The organism is Mycobacterium sp. ENV421 (assembly GCF_002887815.1).
In the GTDB taxonomy this organism is placed as follows: Bacteria; Actinomycetota; Actinomycetes; order Mycobacteriales; family Mycobacteriaceae; genus Mycobacterium.
The window spans coordinates 26,229-42,222 of record NZ_PDHO01000010.1; the positions used below are offsets into that span (position 1 = coordinate 26,229).

A 15,994-nucleotide genomic window follows, 5' to 3' on the forward strand; every position below is an offset into this window, starting at 1 on the left:
TCACAGTCCCGGATTCATCCACCGCCTAGCGCGAACTAAGCGGCCAGAACTCCCTTGGCGCGCAAGATCGGGAACACGCCCTCGGCGAACCAGTACGCCTCTTCGAGATGCGGGTAGCCCGACAGGATGAACTCGTCGAACCCGACCGTGTGGTACTCCCAGATCAGGTTGGCCACCTCTTCGTGGCTGCCGACCAGAGCGGTGCCCGCGCCGCCGCGGACCAGACCGACTCCGGCCCACAGATTCGGGTAGATCTCCAGCTTGTCCGTGCGCCCACCGTGCAGCGCGGTCATCCGACGTTGCCCCTCGGACCCCGAGCCGGCGTGCTGCGCGGTGGCCCGCTCGATCTGGTCCGGCGTCAGCTCGTTCACCAGCTCTTCGGCGACGGCCCAGGCCGCGGCCGAGGTATCGCGGGTGATCGTGTGCAGCCGGATCCCGAAGCGCAGGCTGCGACCACGTGCCGCCGCCAACTCGCGCACCGCGTCAATCTTGGCCTTCGCAGCCTGCGGCGGCTCGCCCCACGTGAGGTAGACATCGACATGCTCGGCAGCGATAGGCAGAGCAGCCGCCGACGAGCCACCAAAGTAGAACTCCGGCAACGGGTGCGGCGGTGTGGACACTCGGCCGTCGCGAATCTTGTAGAAGTCGCCGTCGAAGTCGTACGACTCCTGGCCCCACACCGACTTGACGATCTGGAGGAATTCGCCGGTGCGGGCATACCGCTCGTCGTGGTCGAGCCAATCGCCGAACCGCTGCTGCTCGAGGTCGTCCCCGCCGCTGACGACGTTGAGCAGCAGGCGGCCATCGGAGAACCGCTGCAGAGTCGCCGCCTGCTGGGCGGCCAGGGTGGGCGGCACCAGTCCGGGCCGGAACGCCACGAGGAACTTCAGCCGCTCGGTTTCGGCCAGCAGCGCTGAGGCCGTCAACCACGCGTCCTCGCACCAGGTTCCGGTCGGCGTCAGCACCCCTTCGAAGCCGAGCCGGTCGGCCGCCCTGGCCACTTCGGCGAGATAGCGCCGGGTGGGTGCCCGATAGCCGTCCGGAATCGTGTGGTGCGACGACGCGTGCGATGCCCCGACGATCGAACGGCTGTCACCGTTGGTGGGCAGGAACCAAAAGAACTTCGCAGACAAGAAACCCTCCTAACGTGAACCAATGAGAACCGGCTCAAGCACGCCGGCGTAGCGACGGTCGACCCACTTCGAGAAGTCGGGCGCAGACTGGATCTGCCCCGACTTGGCGAACAGGTCGGCGATCTTCTGTTCCGAGGCGATCACCTGATCGCTGAGTGCTGTCGGCAGTCGTAGGCTGCGGCTCTGCGCGACCTCGGCGGCCTTGGGGTCCAATCCGACTGCCGCGGCGTACTTCTCGGCCCATTCCTGAGGGTGATCCTGAGCCCATTTGGCAGCCTTGGCGAACCTGACCAGCAGATCGGCCAGGGCGGAGCTGCGCTTGGGATCGCCAAGCGCCGCGTCGGCCGCCACCCCGAACCAATAGCCGTTGGTCACTCCTTTGGCCTGCGCAATCGACCGCACCTTGAGCTGTTGCTCGGCCTGCGCGGTGTAGGGGTCCCAGATCGCCCATGCGTCGGCCTGGCCCGCCTTGAACGCCGACAGCGCATCGGCGGGCTGCAGGAACACCAGCTTCACATCGGCCGGTGTCAGCCCGGCCTTGTCCAGTTGACCCAGCAGGTGACCGTGCGCGGAGCTGCCCTTGCCCACCGCGATGCTTTTACCGCGGAGGTCGCTCACGGACTGGATCGGTGAGTCCGCCTGAACGAGGATCTGGTCCCCGACGCCACCACCGTTGTAAGCCGAGACCACCTTCACTTTCGCGTTGGATGCGGCACCGAAGATCGGCGGGGTGTTGCCGGTGATGGCGAAGTCGATCTTGCCCGCGGTCGCGGCCTCGATTTGCGGTGGTCCGGACGTGAACGTCGAGAACGCGATCTGGTAGGGCAGGTTGTCCAGCGCACCGGCGGCGCGCAGCAGCGACTCGGTCCCGCCCTTCTGATCACCCACCTGCAGGGTGACGTCCGAGAGTTCACTGAGCGGCACCGTCGCCGGGGCCTGGGATGCACCCGTGTTCTGCTGGCGCGACACGCAGCCCGTCAGGAGCAGCCCGATGACGGTCAGCGCGATGAACATGCGACGAAATACAGTGAGAGACAAGCTAGCTCCTGTCAGATCTGGACACCGAGTTGCCAGAGCAATTCGGCACGGTGATTGTCATTGGCGGTCGACGAGCTGCCAGTAGGCAGCCTCGGGTCGGTGATGGCCGTCTGGAACTTCACTTCACCGTCGCCCAAGACCAGCACCTGATCCGCCAGGGCGACAGCCTCGTTGACGTCGTGGGTCACCAACAGCACCCCGAACTGGTGGCGCCGCCACAGCTGCAACAACAAGGAGTGCATGCTGAGCCGCGTGAGCGCATCCAGGGCGCCGAACGGTTCGTCCAGCAGAAGCAACTGCGGCTCGGCGACCAGGGCCCTGGCCAGCGAAACCCGTTGGGCCTGACCACCGGACAGTGTCAACGGCCACGCACCCGCGCGATCGGCCAGGCCGACATCGGCCAGTGCCTGGTCGGCCCGAGCCGCCACCTCGGCGCGAGAAAGCCGGAATCGGGTCAGCCCGTATCCGACGTTGGTGCGCACCGTGCGCCAGGGAAACAGCCTCGGCTCCTGGAACGCCAGCGCCGGCGCTCCGCTGACGATGCGCTCACCGGTATGGTCCCGGGTCAAGCCGGCCAGCACACGCAGCACGGCGGATTTGCCGGATCCGCTGCGCCCCACCAAGGCGACGATCTGGCCCGCGCCGACCGCGACCGAAACATCCTTGAGCACATGATGTTCGCCGTACCACTTGTCGATGTGCCGCAGCGATCCGGCCACCCCGGTCTGGCGATCGTAGGTCACGGTCATGACCGATACCTCAGGGCGCGGCGCTCGAGTGAACGCACGATCACATCAGTCGTGATACCCAGCAGCGCATAGACGAAGAGACCGAAAATGATGATGTCGATGCGCAGGAAGTCACGTGCGTTGTTGATCAGGTAGCCGATGCCGTTGTCGGCGTTGATCTGTTCGGCGACGATCAACGTCAGCCATGCGATCGCCAGTGATTGCCGCAGGCCCACCAGTACCTGTGGCGCGGCGCTGGGCGCAATGATGTTGGCGAACCGCTGGCGAAACGAAAAGCCAAGCACCTCAGCCGTTTCGAATAATTTTGGGTCCACCTGCCGGATCGCCGAGAAGGTGTTGAGGTACAGCGGGAAAATGACGCCGAGCGCGACCAGGAGAACTTTGGGAAGTTCGCCGATACCGAACCACAGGATGAACAGCGGGATCAGACCGAGGTGTGGCAGCGCGCGCAACATCTGCATGGGCGGGTCGACCGTCGCCTCGGCCCAGCGGGACAACCCGACTGCGCTCCCCAGCCCGATGCCGACGATCCCACCAAGCAGCAGGCCCTGCGCGACGCGAGCGCCGGAAACCCGCAACGCGTCGGCGAGTTGACCATTGCGGATCAGTTCCAGCCCGGCCTCGGCGATCAGCGACGGTGCGGGCAGCACCTCTTGAGAGATGATGCCCAACGCGCTGCCCACCTGCCACAACGCCAGCAGGATCACCGGCGACGCCCACCGGGCGATCGCCCATTTACGCCGGCGGCGGCGTGGCGGGGTGCGTGAACCGGCCGGCAGAACCGGCGCGGAAGCCTGCACGGCTGATGTGGTCACGATTGGGTCCCCCGATGACACGTGGGTGGCTGACTATGGGCACGCGACAACAAACGAACTCGACGCGTCCATCGACCCTAAAAACCCCCACACGATCGGTTAAGGGTTTGATTCGTGGTGACGAAAAGATCCGCGGAGTCAGCGCCAGCCGTCGGCGGCCTTGGCGGCCCGAACCAGCGCATCGCACAATTCCCGCAACTCGGCTGCGGCCGCACCCTCGTCGACCGCGGTCGCGACGTCTTCGGCCGCGCACCGCACCTGGAACACCCGATCGGACAATTCGGCGGCCTCGTCGGCTGAGAGCACCACGGCATCTTCGGGGATGGCGCTGCCCTTGACCAATGCGCGCTGCTCGTAGGCGCGCTGCCGGCAGGACTGGCGGCAGTACTGCCTGCGCCGGCCCATCCCGACGTCGGCCACCTCACGTCCACACCACCGACACGGCTGGGAGCGGGAACGACGCGTCACGTCATGTGACTGTAGACGGCATCGCGAAGTGATCCCGGTATCATGGGGGGTCGAGTCGGGAACCGTATGCAGTGGTCTTGCGTTAACTACCCGGACTTCAAAGGGCCCCGGCCCTTCATTGGCACTGTGAGGAGAATTGACGATGGCTGATCGTGTCCTGAGAGGCAGTCGCCTCGGAGCCGTGAGCTACGAGACGGACCGCAACCACGACCTGGCGCCGCGTCAGATTGCGCGGTACCGCACCGAGAACGGCGAGGAATTCGAGGTTCCGTTCGCCGACGACGCCGAGATCCCCGGCACCTGGCCCTGCAAGAACGGCCTCGAGGGCACCCTCATCGACGGTGACCTGCCCGAACCCAAGAAGGTCAAGCCGCCGCGCACCCACTGGGACATGCTGCTGGAGCGCCGCTCGGTCGAGGAGCTCGAGGAGCTGCTCAAGGAGCGTCTCGATCTGATCAAGTCGAAGCGCCGCGGCAGCTGATCGCTCGCCTACTTATCCGGCGACTCCGCCCTACCTGACGACACCGCGGGCGCGGTCCAGGCGGCCGCCGAGGCCCCACTGGGCGACCTTGAGCATTGCTTCGCGGATGTTCGAGCCGCTCATCTTCGACACCCCGAGTTCGCGCTCGCGGAACGTGATAGGCACCTCGGTGACGGTGAAACCGTTGTTGATCGTGCGCCAGGTCAGGTCGATCTGGAAGCAGTAGCCCTTGGAATCGACCGCGGACAGGTCGATCTTCTCCAGCACCTCACGCCGGTAGGCGCGGTAGCCCGCGGTGATGTCGTGGATGCCGACGCCGAGCAGCACGCGGGAGTAGGTGTTGGCCGTCTTGGACAGCACCAGCCGCCGGTACGGCCAGTTGCGCACTGTGCCGCCCTGTACGTAGCGCGACCCGATCGCCAGGTCGGCGCCGTTGTCGATGGCGTCGAGCAGCCGGTAGAGCTGTTCGGGCGCGTGGCTGCCGTCGGCGTCCATCTCCACCAGCACGTTGTACTGGCGGCTCAGGCCCCAGGCGAACCCTGCGAGGTACGCCGCGCCGAGGCCGTCCTTGGCGTTGCGATGCATCACGTGAACCCGGTCGGTGTCGGCCAGCGCGAGTTCGTCGGCGAGCTCGCCCGTCCCGTCGGGGCTGCCGTCGTCGACGATCAGCACGTGCACCTCAGGACAGGCCTTGTGCACCCGGCCCACGATCAGCGGCAGGTTCTCCAGCTCGTTGAACGTCGGAATGATCACCAGGGTGCGCTGGCTGGGCCGCACGGCGCCCGTGTTTCCCCGGTCGGTCATGACTCTCCTTTGTCGTGCTGCCCGGCCAGGGCGGCGGTTGAATCGCCCTGCTCCGGCGTGTTCTCGCCGTCGTCTTCGCCCCCGGACATGCTGCCTGCGTCCCGTTCCCGCCGCCTACGGCGTAACGGACGCATGAACCAACCATTGTGCAGCATGGCCCCGATCACGACCGAAATGGCAGCTCCGACCAGCACCCATTGCACCAGCGGCCCCCACCGCGTGGCGAGGGTTTCGCTGGTCTTGAGTCGCATCGTCAGGTCCAGATACCCCGGCGTGAAGAACTGGGTGCGGGCGATTTCCGCGCCGTCCGGAGCGATCACCGCACTGATGCCGACGGTCCCGGCGACCACCACGTAGCGGTCGTGTTCGACGGCCCTGGCCCGGGCGAATGCCAGCAGCTGTTCGCTCATGTTCTGGTCGAACGTGGCGTTGTTGGTCGGAACGGCCAGTAGCTGAGCGCCGTTGCGCACGGACTCGCGCAACGCACGGTCGAAGATGACCTCCCAACAGGTTGCGACGCCGACCGGCACACCGGCGGCGTGCACGACGCCCGAACCGTTGCCGGGCACGAAGTAGCCGGCCCGGTCGGCGAACGACGAGAGGTGCCGGAAGAAGCCCCGCCAGGGCAGGTACTCACCGAACGGCTGGATGATCTGCTTGTCGTGGCGCTCGCCCGGCCCGGTGACCGGATCCCAGACGACGACGGTGTTCGAGGCGTACGGATTCTGCGGGGTCCAGTCCGGGCGCGCGACGACGGCACCGACCAGGATCGGCGCGCCGATCGCCTGCGCAGCAACGCTGATCTGCTGGGCTGCGTCGGCGTTGGTCATCGGGTCGATATCCGACGAGTTCTCCGGCCAGATCACGAACTGCGGCTGGGGCGCCCGGCCTGCGCGCACGTCGTCGGCCAGCTGCACGGTCTGGCGGACGTGGTTGTCCAGGACCGCGCGCCGCTGGCTGTTGAAATCCAGCCCCAGCCGCGGGACGTTGCCTTGGACGGCGGCCACCGTGACCGTCGGCTCATTGCCTGCGCCCCCGGCGGCGCGGCGCACCTGCGGGGCGGCAACCGCGGTGGTGAGCAATACCGCGGTGATGCACAGCCCGGGCATCAGAACCCCGGGCAGCGACACGTGCCCGGCCGTTTTGGCCGCGCTGCTCTGCTGCCACCAGCGTGCGATCTCGAGCACCAGCGCCGCCAGCGAGGTGCCCATCAGTGCGATCCCGAACGACAACAACGGCACCCCGCCGAGCTGCACCAGCGCCAGGAACGGTCCGTTCGTTTGGCCGAAACCGACCACGCCCCAAGGGAACCCACCGAACGGCACGGTCGATTTGAGCCACTCCTGGGCGGTCCACAACACCGCGAGCCACAGCGGCCAGCCGGGGACCCGGCGCACCACCACGGCCAGCAGCCCGAAGATGGCCGGGAAAAGAGATTCCATGGCGGACAGCGCCAGCCACGGCACCGGGCCGACCAGCCCACTGATCCACGGGATCAGCGGAATGTAGAACGCCAGCCCGAACAGGAAGCCGTAACCGAGGCCACCGGCCGGCGTGGTCTTGGGGTGGGTCAGCACCCAGCTCAGCAGCGCGAAGCTCACCACCGCCGACCACCACCAGCCGATCGGCGGGAAGCTGATGCACAACAGCAGCCCGGCGGTCACCGCGACGAGGAGCCGGAACATCCGTGGCGGCAGCGCGGTGCGGATCCAGTTCAGCAGTCGGCTAGCCATGTAGCGCGACACCCCGGTGCACGGTGTGACGGCAGCGCGGCAGCGGATCGCCGGGTGCCAACCGCGGCAGCGCGGGCACCCGTGAGCGCGGATCGGTGGACCAGCGCTGCACACCGTCGGCCGGAGCGGCCACGTCCAGGCCGCCGGCGCCGAGCTCCCACACCGCGTACGACGCGGGCGCACCCGGGACCAGGGTTCCACTGACTCCGTCGCGCACCCCGCCGGCCCGCCAGGCGCCGCGCGTGGCGGCGGCGAACGCCGCACGTACCGAAATCGAGCTGCCGTCGGTCTGGTGATTGCTGGCCGCGCGCACCGTCGACCAGGGATCGATGCTGGTCACCGGGGCATCTGAGCCGAACGCCAAGGGCACGCCTGCCGATGCTAGTAGCGAGAGCGGGTTCAGCGCGGCCGCTCTGCCGATACCGAGGCGGCGGGCGTACATCCCATCGGAACCACCCCACAGAGCGTCGAAATTGGGCTGCATGCTGGCCGTCACCCCGCTGCGGCCCAGGATGGCCGCCTGCTCGGCGTTCACCATCTCCAGGTGCTCGAACCGGTGCCCACAGCGGGCGACGGCGGGCGCCCCGAACCGGTCGACGAGCCGGGTCAGCGCGTCGACCACCGCGGTCACCGCCGCGTCGCCGATGACGTGGAATCCCGCCGTCACGCCGGCCTCGGTGCAGGCGAACAGATGGTCGGCGATGACCTCGGGTTCGAGGTAGCAGTTGCCGGTGCTGTCCGGGGCGTCGGCGTACGGACCGCACAGCCACGCGGTGTGCGAGCCCAGGGCGCCGTCGACGAACAGGTCGCCGGCCAGCCCCTGCGCGCCGGTCGTGTCCATCAGCGCGGTCGCCTGCGCGGCGCTGGACACCGCCTCACCCCAGTAGCCCACCACCTCGACACCGTGTTCGGTCGCGCGCAACTCCTGCCAGTCGTCGGCTCCGCCGATCTGGGGTCCGGCGCACTCGTGGACGGCGACGATGCCCGCGGCTGCCACCGCGTCGAGCGCGGCCCGCCGGGCGTCGGCACGCTGACGGACGGTCAGCAGGCGGCGCGCCTCGGAACGGACCAGGTGGTGAGCGTCCGCCGACAGCGGCCGCTGTGGGTGATATCCGGCGACCGCGGGCAGGCCGGGCACCAGCTCACGCAACCCGGTCGAGGCCACGGCCGAGTGCACGTCGATGCGGGCCAGGTAGGCCGGGAGTGCGCCGACGACGGCGTCGAGCTCCTCGGTGCTGGGTGCCTGGTCACGGGCCCAGCCGGTGTCGTCCCAGCCGTGTGCCCAGACCGGCTGACCAGGGTGGGCGGCGACGTGCTCGGCGACCAGGGACAGGCAGTGCTGTGTGGACGTCGCACCGGTGAGGTCCAGCCCCGTCATCAGCAGACCGGTCGACGTGACATGGATGTGGCTGTCGACGAAGGCGGGTGCGACGAACGCGCCGTCGAGGTCGATCATCTGCGCGTCCGCGAACTGGGATCGGCCGACTTCGTCGCTGCCCAGCCAGGCGACGACGCCGTCACGCACCGCCATGGCGGTGGCATCCGGGTGCGTCGGGCTGTGGATGCGCCCGCCCAGCAGCAGTGTGGTCACGGTCAGTCAGTCTCCCCCGCAGCTGCGGGACAGACGCAACGGGTCAGTATCGGCGGACGATGTTGGCGTCGTGGACCGGTCCGGGAACCTGTTCCTCGACGATCTCGCCGTCGATGTACTCGCCGCGGCCCGAGTAGCCGGGCGCCGTCAGGTTGATGACGCTGACCCGGCGGGCGATACCGCGGGTGAGCAGCATGCCGGCCAACGGGCGCACCGCGCGACGAGTGGGGGGCAGCAGCATCAGCGCGCCGACCGCGGTGGAGACGATGCCGGGAATGAACATCAGGACGGTGCCGAGCGCGACGAGCATGCTGTCGGCGACCGCGCCCTGCGGGTCGGTCCGGGTGCGCTGGAGTTTGAGGATCTGCTTTTTGACCTGCGAGCCGGCCAGCGCGACACCGATCACCGAGGTCGCCAGCAGGATCAGTAGCGTCCAGCCGATGCCGACCGACCAGGTCAGGGCGGCCAGGACCGCCAGCTCGACCACGGCGTAGAGGAAGAACGTCCGCATCACCATGTACTGGCAACGACTCGGGTACCGGCCGGGTTCCGGTTGCCGCTGATAGCAGCCTGAGAGTTCGGTTACGCGGTGATCTCGAGCGCGACGTGCACCTTGTCGATGCCGCCGCGGACCACGCTGTGCAGATAGAACCACCATGAGTGCTGCCAGTAGCGGCGCAGCACCTTGTTGTAGACATCGCGGGTCTCCGAATCCGGCAGCACCCGCGCCGTGGCCTCGACAGCCGGCCCCTTCGGCTTGCCGAGCACGTGGCACTCGGCGATGGTCACCCGCGGGGTGTTGCGGATCCGCTTCACCTTCCACGACACCCGGTCGGTGATGACCAGCAGACGGTCACCGTCGGGGACGCCCCAGATGGCCGTCGGCTTGGGGGTGCCGTCCTTGGTGAACGTGGTGAGCAGCAGGTATTTCGCCTGCGCGACGTCGTGGAAGGTGGGTGCCATCGGTCAGGCGGCCCGCAGTTCCAGGCCGACGTTGCGCGTGGCGCCGCCGCGCAGCTTGGAGAAGAAGTTGAACACCTTGCCGAGCAGCCCGTAGCGGTTGCCGATCGCGTCGTACACCCGCTGGATCTGCTGGGAGTCGTCGAGAATGCTCGCGACCGCCTCCACCGCTTCGCCCTTGACGTTGCCGCTGCGGTCACAGACGGCCAGGGTCACCCGCGGGGTGTTCCGAATCCGTTTGACCTTCCAGGAGTCCTTGCCGGTGATCACCAGAGCGCGGTCGCCGTCCGGAGCGATCCAGATTGGTGTCGGCTTGGGCCTGCCGTCCTTGGTGAAGGTGGTCAGGGAGACGTACTGGGACGTGATCACTTCGCCGAAGCTGGGAGCCATCCGACCAATCTACTGGTGCCCGGCCGAACCTAGCGTGCCTCGAGATCGCCCTCGGTCTCCAGGAGCACCTGGCGCAGCCCGTCCAGCGTCGCCGGATCCGGGTTCTCCCACATGCCGCGCCCGACCGCCTCGAGCAGCCGCTCCGACATGCCGTGCAACGCCCAGGGATTGGATTCGTTCATGAACTTGCGGTTCTCCGGATCCAGCACGTAGGACTCGGTGAGCTGCTCGTACATCCAGTCGGCCATCACGCCCGCGGTGGCGTCGTATCCGAACAGGTAGTCGACCGTGGCGGCCATCTCGAAAGCGCCCTTGTAGCCGTGCCTGCGCATCGCGGCCATCCACCGCGGGTTGACCACCCGCGCCCGGAACACCCGGGTGGTCTCCTCCGACAGGGTGCGGGTGCGCACCGCGTCCGGGCGGGTGTTGTCGCCGATGTAGGCGGCCGGGGCCGTGCCGGTCAACGCCCGCACCGTCGCCACCATGCCGCCGTGGTACTGGAAATAGTCGTCGGAGTCGGCGATGTCGTGTTCACGCGAGTCGGTGTTCTTGGCGGCCACCACGATTCGCCGGTACTGGGCGGACATGTCCTGCGCCGCCGGCCTGCCGTCGAGTTCACGGCCGTAGGCGAACCCGCCCCACGCGGTATACACCTCCGCCAGGTCCGCATCGTCACGCCAGTTGCGGCTGTCGATGAGTTGCAGCAGACCGGCCCCGTAGGTTCCCGGTTTGGACCCGAAAATTCGTGTGGTGGCTCGTCTTTCATCACCGTGCTCGGCGAGGTCGACCTGGGCGTGGGCGCGGACGAAGTTCTGCTCGGCCGGCTCGTCGAGACCGGCCACCAGCCGCACCGCGTCGTCGAGCATCGTCACGACATGCGGGAAGGCGTCGCGGAAGAAGCCGGAGATCCGGACGGTCACGTCGATCCGCGGCCGGCTCAGTTCGGCCAGCGAGATGGCCTCCAGGTCGACCACACGCCGGGATGCGTCGTCCCACACCGGCCGGACACCGAGCAGCGCAAGCACTTCGGCGATGTCGTCGCCCGAGGTGCGCATGGCCGAGGTGCCCCACACCGACAGACCGACCGACGCCGGCCACTCACCGTGATCGGTGCGGTAGCGCTCGAGCAACGAATCCGCCATGGCGACTCCGGTTTCCCACGCCAGTCGCGACGGCACGGCCTTGGGGTCCACGGAGTAGAAGTTGCGCCCGGTGGGCAGCACGTTGACCAGGCCGCGCAGTGGCGAGCCCGACGGGCCCGCCGGGATGAAGCGGCCGTCCAGTGCGCGCAGCACCTGCGTGATCTCACGGGCCGTTCCGGCCAGCCGCGGCACCACTTCGGTGGCCGCGAACCGCAGGATTGCCGCGACACCGTCATCGTCGGTCAGCTCCGTGACCCGGTCGGCGTCCCAGCCGGTGGCCTGCAGACCGGCCAACAGCGCGCGGGCCTGCTTCTCGGCCTCGTCGACCTCGGTGCGATCAGCGCTGCCGTCCTCGGCCAGCCCGAGTGCCTGACGCAGACCCGGGAGGTGTTGCTCACCGCCGAACAGCTGCCGGGCACGCAGGATGGCCAGCACCAGATCGAGTTGGGCCTCATCGGCCGGTGCGACGCCGAGGATGTGCAGCCCGTCGCGGATCTGGACGTCCTTGATCTCGCAGAGCCAGCCGTCGACGTGCAGCAGCATGTCGTCGAACGAATCGTCCTCGGGCCGTTCGGCCAGTCCCAGATCGTGATCCATCTTCGCCGCGCGCATCAGTGTCCAGATCTGCTGGCGGATCGCCGGCAGCTTGCCCGGGTCGAGTGCGGCGATGTTGGCGTGCTCGTCGAGCAGTTGTTCCAGGCGGGCGATGTCGCCGTAGCTTTCGGCGCGCGCCATCGGCGGGATCAAGTGGTCGACCAGGGTGGCGTGGGCGCGGCGCTTGGCCTGGGTGCCCTCCCCCGGGTCGTTGACCAGGAACGGGTAGATCAGCGGTAGGTCGCCGAGCGCCGCGTCCGGCCCGCAGGACGCCGACATGCCGACCGTCTTGCCGGGCAGCCATTCCAGGTTGCCGTGCTTGCCCAGGTGCACGGCGGCGTGCGCGCCGAAACCGTGCCGCACCCACAGGTAGGTGGCCAGGTAGTGGTGGCTGGGCGGCAGGTCGGGATCGTGGTAGATCGCGACCGGGTTCTCCCCGAATCCCCGCGGCGGCTGCACCAGGATCAGGATGTTGCCGGATTGGATTGCGGCGACCACGATTTCGCCATCCGGGTCGCGACTGCGGTCGACGAACAGCTCGCCGGGCGGCGGCCCCCAATGGGCGACCATCGCGTCGGTGAGCTCAGCGGGCAAGGCGGCGAACCACTCCCGGTACTGCGCGGCCGGGATACGAATCGGATTGCCCGCCAGCTGACCGTCGGTCAGCCAGTCCGGGTCCTGGCCGCCGCGTTCGATGAGTGCGTGCATCAGCGCGTCGCCGTCGGATGCCTCGACGCCGGGGATGTCGCCGATCTGGTACCCCGCGTCGCGCAGGGCATGCAGCAGCGCGACAGCGCTGGCCGGGGTGTCCAGACCGACCGCGTTGCCGATCCGGGAATGCTTGGTCGGATACGCCGAGAACACCAGGGCCAACCGTTTGTCGGCAGGCGCGACCCGGCGCAGGGTGGCGTAGTTGACGGCCAGGCCGGCCACCCGCGCGCACCGCTCCGGGTCCGGCACATAGGAGATCAGGCCGTCTTCGTCGATCTCCTTGAACGAGAACGGGACCGTGATGATCCGGCCGTCGAATTCGGGCACCGCGACCTGGGTGGCGACGTCCAGCGGGCTCAGGCCGTCGTCGTTGTCGGACCAGGTGGCCCGCGAACTGGTCAGGCACAGTCCTTGCAGGATCGGGACATCAAGGGCAGCAAGGTGTTTGACGTTCCAGTTCTCGTCGTCATGGCCTGCCCCCGCGGTCGCCGGACGGGCGCCGCCCGCGGCCAGAACGGTGACCACCATCGCGTCGGCCGTGCCGAGCAGCTCGAGTAGTTCGGGTTCGGGCGTGCGCAGCGAGGTGCAGTACACCGGCAGCGGGCGACCACCGGCCGCCCTGATCGCGGTGCACATGGCGCGGATGTAGTCGGTGTTGCCGGCCAGCTGCTGAGCCCGGTAGAACAGCACCGCGATCGTGGGCCGGGGGTCGGTTCCGCGCTCCAGCCCGCAGCCGTCGCACCCCTCGCATCGCGGCTCCAGCACACCCCAGGCCGGGGTGGCCGACGGCGGGCTGAAGCCGAATCCGGTCATCAGCAGGGTGTCGGACAGGAAGGCGTGCAGTTGCCGGAGGTTCTCCACCCCGCCCTGTGCCAGATAGATGTGGGTTTGCATGGCGATGCCCGCGGGCACCGTGGAGCGCTCCATCAGATCCGCGTCGGGCGCCTGTTCGCCGCTGACGACGACGGTCGGTCGTCCACTGGCCACCACCGCGTCGATACCGTCCTGCCAGGCCCGGTAGCCGCCGAGAATCCGTATCACCACGGCGTCGGCGTCGGCGAGGAGCTCGGTGAGCTCGCCGTCGATCAGTCGCGCCGGGTTGCGCAGGAGGAAATCAGCTCCGCTGGCGCGCGCGGTGATCAGGTCGGTGTCCGACGTCGACAGCAACAACACGGTGGGAGGCACCCACCATTCGTACCGTACGGGCGCCCGCTGCCCCTATTCGGATCGTGGGTTGGCGTGCACGAACGCGACGACGGCCTCGGCCAGTTCCGGCCCCTTGTCCTCCTGCAGGAAGTGGCCTGCTCCGACGATCGTCACGTGCGATTGCCCACGTGCGCCAGGAACGTGCTCCCGCAGCACCGGCTCGGCAGCGCCGGTGATCGGATCGGAATCGGAAAATGCTGACAGAAATGGCTTTTCGAACCGACCCAGCGCGGCCCACGCCGCCCGGTTGGCCGGGGCCGCCGGGTCGTCCGGGCTGATCGGCACGAGCATGGGAAACTGCCTGGCCCCGGCTTGATAGCTGTCGTCGGGGAATGGCGCATCGTAAGCCGCGATCGTCTCGGCCGACAGCTCCGAAACCGACCCGCCGTTGACGATCTGCCCGGCCGGGAACATCGGCACCTCTTGGCTGAACTTCTGCCAAGCCAGGAACGCCTCACCGGGGTGATGATCACCTGTCGGCAGCATGGTGTTGGCGGCCACCACCCGGGCGAACCGATCCGGATGCTCGCCCACGAGTCGCAGCCCGATCAGCCCACCCCAGTCCTGACATACCAGCGTGACGTCGGCGAGACCGATCTGCTCGATCGCCGCCCACATCCAATCCACGTGTGCCTGATAGCTGTAATCGTCTCGGCTGGTGGGCTTGTCGCTGCGCCCGAACCCGACCAGGTCGATCGCCACCGCACGCAGTCCGGCATCGACGAGCACGGGGATCATCCGCCGGTACAGGTAGCTCCAGGACGGCTCGCCGTGCAGCAACAGCACCACCTCGCCGTCGGACGGCCCCTCGTCGAGATAGTGCATCCGTAGCGTGCCGCCGTCCCCGGAGTCGACCTCGACGTAGCGCGGTTCGAAGGGAAAGTCCGGCAACGCGGCGAATCGCTCGTCGGGGGTGCGCAATACATCCATTGGTGTGCTCCTGTACCTCAGCGGGTTGGTGGTTCACGGTCGACGGTGGCGGGACACCACTGCCGAAGTTGCATCCGAGCGACGTCGACGGCGTCGCGCATCGGGGTGATGTCCCCCCGCACCCGGCCGACCAGCATGCCGCCCTGAAGCGCTGCAATAACGTTGGCGGCCAGTCGATCCGGTTCGGCATCGGCTCTTAATGCGCCGCGTTCCTGCATCGTGCGCAGCCCGTCGGCGAGCAGACCCACCCATCGGTCGAAGGCCGCGTCGACGCGCGGCCGAAAGGCCTCGTCGTCCATCAACTCGGCGGCCAACTTGCCCAGCGGACACGCGAACGGGCCGCCGGGAGCCGAGTGCATCGCCACGATGCCGGCCATCCAGGCGTTCAACGTGGCCCAGGAATCGATGTGCGTCAACCCGGGCTGGGCTGCGAGAACGATCTCCAGCTGTCGGTCGATCACGGCACCGACCAGCTCAGCCTTGTCGTCGAAGTAGTGGTAAAGCTGGGACTTTCCGCAACCCGCGACCGCGAGCACGTCGTCGAGACTGGTAGCGCGGACACCTCGTTGGTAGATCAGCAGCGCCGCGGCGTCCAGAATCGCTGCGCGTGTCCGCCGGCCCCGCGCGGTCAGCGGCACCGGCGTGGCGCGTCCGCCAGTCAGCGCCGTGCCTTGGCGTGGTGAAGCAGTTCGTCGACGGACCATTGATCGCCGGCGTGCGTGCCGTACTTGGCGTCGATGACGGTGCCGTTGGTGTCGATCAGGATATCGGCGGGCAGACCGAGATGACCCCCGTTGGCCCGATGCATCCCGTCCTTCAGCCTCAACTTCCCGGCCAGGGACCGGTCCATCAGGCCCTTGACGACCGGCGCCAGCGAGCGCGGGTCGGCTATCGCTCGGACCGAGGTCTCCACGCCGAACCTCCGGTAGAGCCGCCGTTCCGGGTCAGCGACGAGGTCGAAGGGCAGATCATCCACGTAGGTGGCGAGCTCCTCGGGCGTGGAGTGGAACAGCACCACCTCGCGGATTCCGCTTGCCGTGATCTCGGCATGACGCTTGACCACCGACTGAAGGTGCACGTTGCAGATCGGGCAGCCGGCGAAACGCCGAAACTGGAGGTGCACCAGCAGATCTGGATCAGGCACGACCACGATGCCGCCCTTGACGGTGCGCAATTCATCAGCTTCGACGCAATCTCCGGGCTTGACCCGAGCGAGCACCATCACTACAGAGTCGACTCCAGAAACTGT

16 protein-coding genes are annotated in these 15,994 nt (G+C 68.0%); 1 reads left to right on the top strand and 15 read right to left on the bottom strand.

Features of this window, described 5'->3' with window-relative positions:
* Nucleotides 1-35: 35 nt before the first annotated feature.
* The 5 genes from CRM90_RS14280 to CRM90_RS14300 all read right to left on the bottom strand — a co-directional run bounded on the left by CRM90_RS14280 (nt 36) and on the right by CRM90_RS14300 (nt 4,203).
* A complete protein-coding gene (locus CRM90_RS14280; RefSeq protein ID WP_102807611.1) occupies nt 36-1,133 on the bottom strand; it encodes an LLM class flavin-dependent oxidoreductase in 1,098 nt (365 codons plus the stop codon).
* Nucleotides 1,134-1,142: 9 nt separating this feature from the next.
* Entirely contained in the window at nt 1,143-2,147 is a 1,005-nt protein-coding gene (locus CRM90_RS14285) for an ABC transporter substrate-binding protein (RefSeq protein WP_102807612.1), read from the bottom strand.
* Between the two features lie 35 nt (nt 2,148-2,182).
* A complete protein-coding gene (locus CRM90_RS14290) occupies nt 2,183-2,920 on the bottom strand; it encodes an ABC transporter ATP-binding protein (protein ID WP_102807613.1) in 738 nt (245 codons plus the stop codon).
* A complete protein-coding gene (locus CRM90_RS14295) occupies nt 2,917-3,720 on the bottom strand; it encodes an ABC transporter permease (RefSeq protein WP_233209332.1) in 804 nt (267 codons plus the stop codon). Before CRM90_RS14295 ends, CRM90_RS14290 begins: the two co-directional genes overlap by 4 nt.
* Nucleotides 3,721-3,873: 153 nt before the next feature.
* Complete coding sequence (locus CRM90_RS14300; RefSeq protein WP_102807614.1) at nt 3,874-4,203, bottom strand: hypothetical protein; 330 nt, start codon at nt 4,201-4,203, stop codon at nt 3,874-3,876.
* Nucleotides 4,204-4,345: 142 nt separating this feature from the next.
* On the opposite strand from CRM90_RS14300, the gene CRM90_RS14305 reads away from it, so the two are divergent.
* Nucleotides 4,346-4,684: an RNA polymerase-binding protein RbpA gene (locus tag CRM90_RS14305; protein WP_102807615.1), complete on the top strand. Its 339-nt coding sequence runs from the start codon at nt 4,346-4,348 to the stop codon at nt 4,682-4,684.
* Nucleotides 4,685-4,714: 30 nt separating this feature from the next.
* Here the strand turns inward: CRM90_RS14305 and CRM90_RS31575 are convergent, their stop codons facing one another.
* From CRM90_RS31575 to CRM90_RS14355, 10 genes are all read right to left on the bottom strand, one after another.
* Entirely contained in the window at nt 4,715-5,488 is a 774-nt protein-coding gene (locus tag CRM90_RS31575) for a polyprenol monophosphomannose synthase (protein WP_102807616.1), read from the bottom strand.
* The gene (lnt, locus tag CRM90_RS14315) at nt 5,485-7,221 is read right to left on the bottom strand and encodes an apolipoprotein N-acyltransferase (RefSeq protein ID WP_102807751.1); all 1,737 of its coding nucleotides are present in this window, start codon (nt 7,219-7,221) and stop codon (nt 5,485-5,487) included. Before lnt ends, CRM90_RS31575 begins: the two co-directional genes overlap by 4 nt.
* Nucleotides 7,214-8,812: an amidohydrolase gene (locus tag CRM90_RS14320; RefSeq protein ID WP_102807617.1), complete on the bottom strand. Its 1,599-nt coding sequence runs from the start codon at nt 8,810-8,812 to the stop codon at nt 7,214-7,216. Before CRM90_RS14320 ends, lnt begins: the two co-directional genes overlap by 8 nt.
* 43 nt (nt 8,813-8,855) lie before the next feature.
* Nucleotides 8,856-9,323, bottom strand: a complete 468-nt coding sequence (locus tag CRM90_RS14325) for an FxsA family protein (protein WP_102807752.1) — start codon at nt 9,321-9,323, stop codon at nt 8,856-8,858.
* A 71-nt stretch (nt 9,324-9,394) separates the two neighbouring features.
* Nucleotides 9,395-9,775, bottom strand: a complete 381-nt coding sequence (locus CRM90_RS14330; protein ID WP_102807618.1) for a PPOX class F420-dependent oxidoreductase — start codon at nt 9,773-9,775, stop codon at nt 9,395-9,397.
* A 3-nt stretch (nt 9,776-9,778) separates the two neighbouring features.
* A complete protein-coding gene (locus CRM90_RS14335; RefSeq protein WP_102807619.1) occupies nt 9,779-10,162 on the bottom strand; it encodes a PPOX class F420-dependent oxidoreductase in 384 nt (127 codons plus the stop codon).
* A gap of 29 nt (nt 10,163-10,191) precedes the next feature.
* Nucleotides 10,192-13,794, bottom strand: a complete 3,603-nt coding sequence (cobN, locus tag CRM90_RS14340) for a cobaltochelatase subunit CobN (RefSeq protein ID WP_102807620.1) — start codon at nt 13,792-13,794, stop codon at nt 10,192-10,194.
* A gap of 33 nt (nt 13,795-13,827) precedes the next feature.
* Nucleotides 13,828-14,745, bottom strand: a complete 918-nt coding sequence (locus CRM90_RS14345; RefSeq protein ID WP_102807621.1) for a haloalkane dehalogenase — start codon at nt 14,743-14,745, stop codon at nt 13,828-13,830.
* A 17-nt stretch (nt 14,746-14,762) separates the two neighbouring features.
* Complete coding sequence (locus CRM90_RS14350; RefSeq protein WP_233209323.1) at nt 14,763-15,383, bottom strand: TetR/AcrR family transcriptional regulator; 621 nt, start codon at nt 15,381-15,383, stop codon at nt 14,763-14,765.
* Nucleotides 15,384-15,403: 20 nt separating this feature from the next.
* Nucleotides 15,404-15,967: a peroxiredoxin-like family protein gene (locus CRM90_RS14355; protein ID WP_102807623.1), complete on the bottom strand. Its 564-nt coding sequence runs from the start codon at nt 15,965-15,967 to the stop codon at nt 15,404-15,406.
* Between the last annotated feature and the right edge of the window lie 27 nt (nt 15,968-15,994).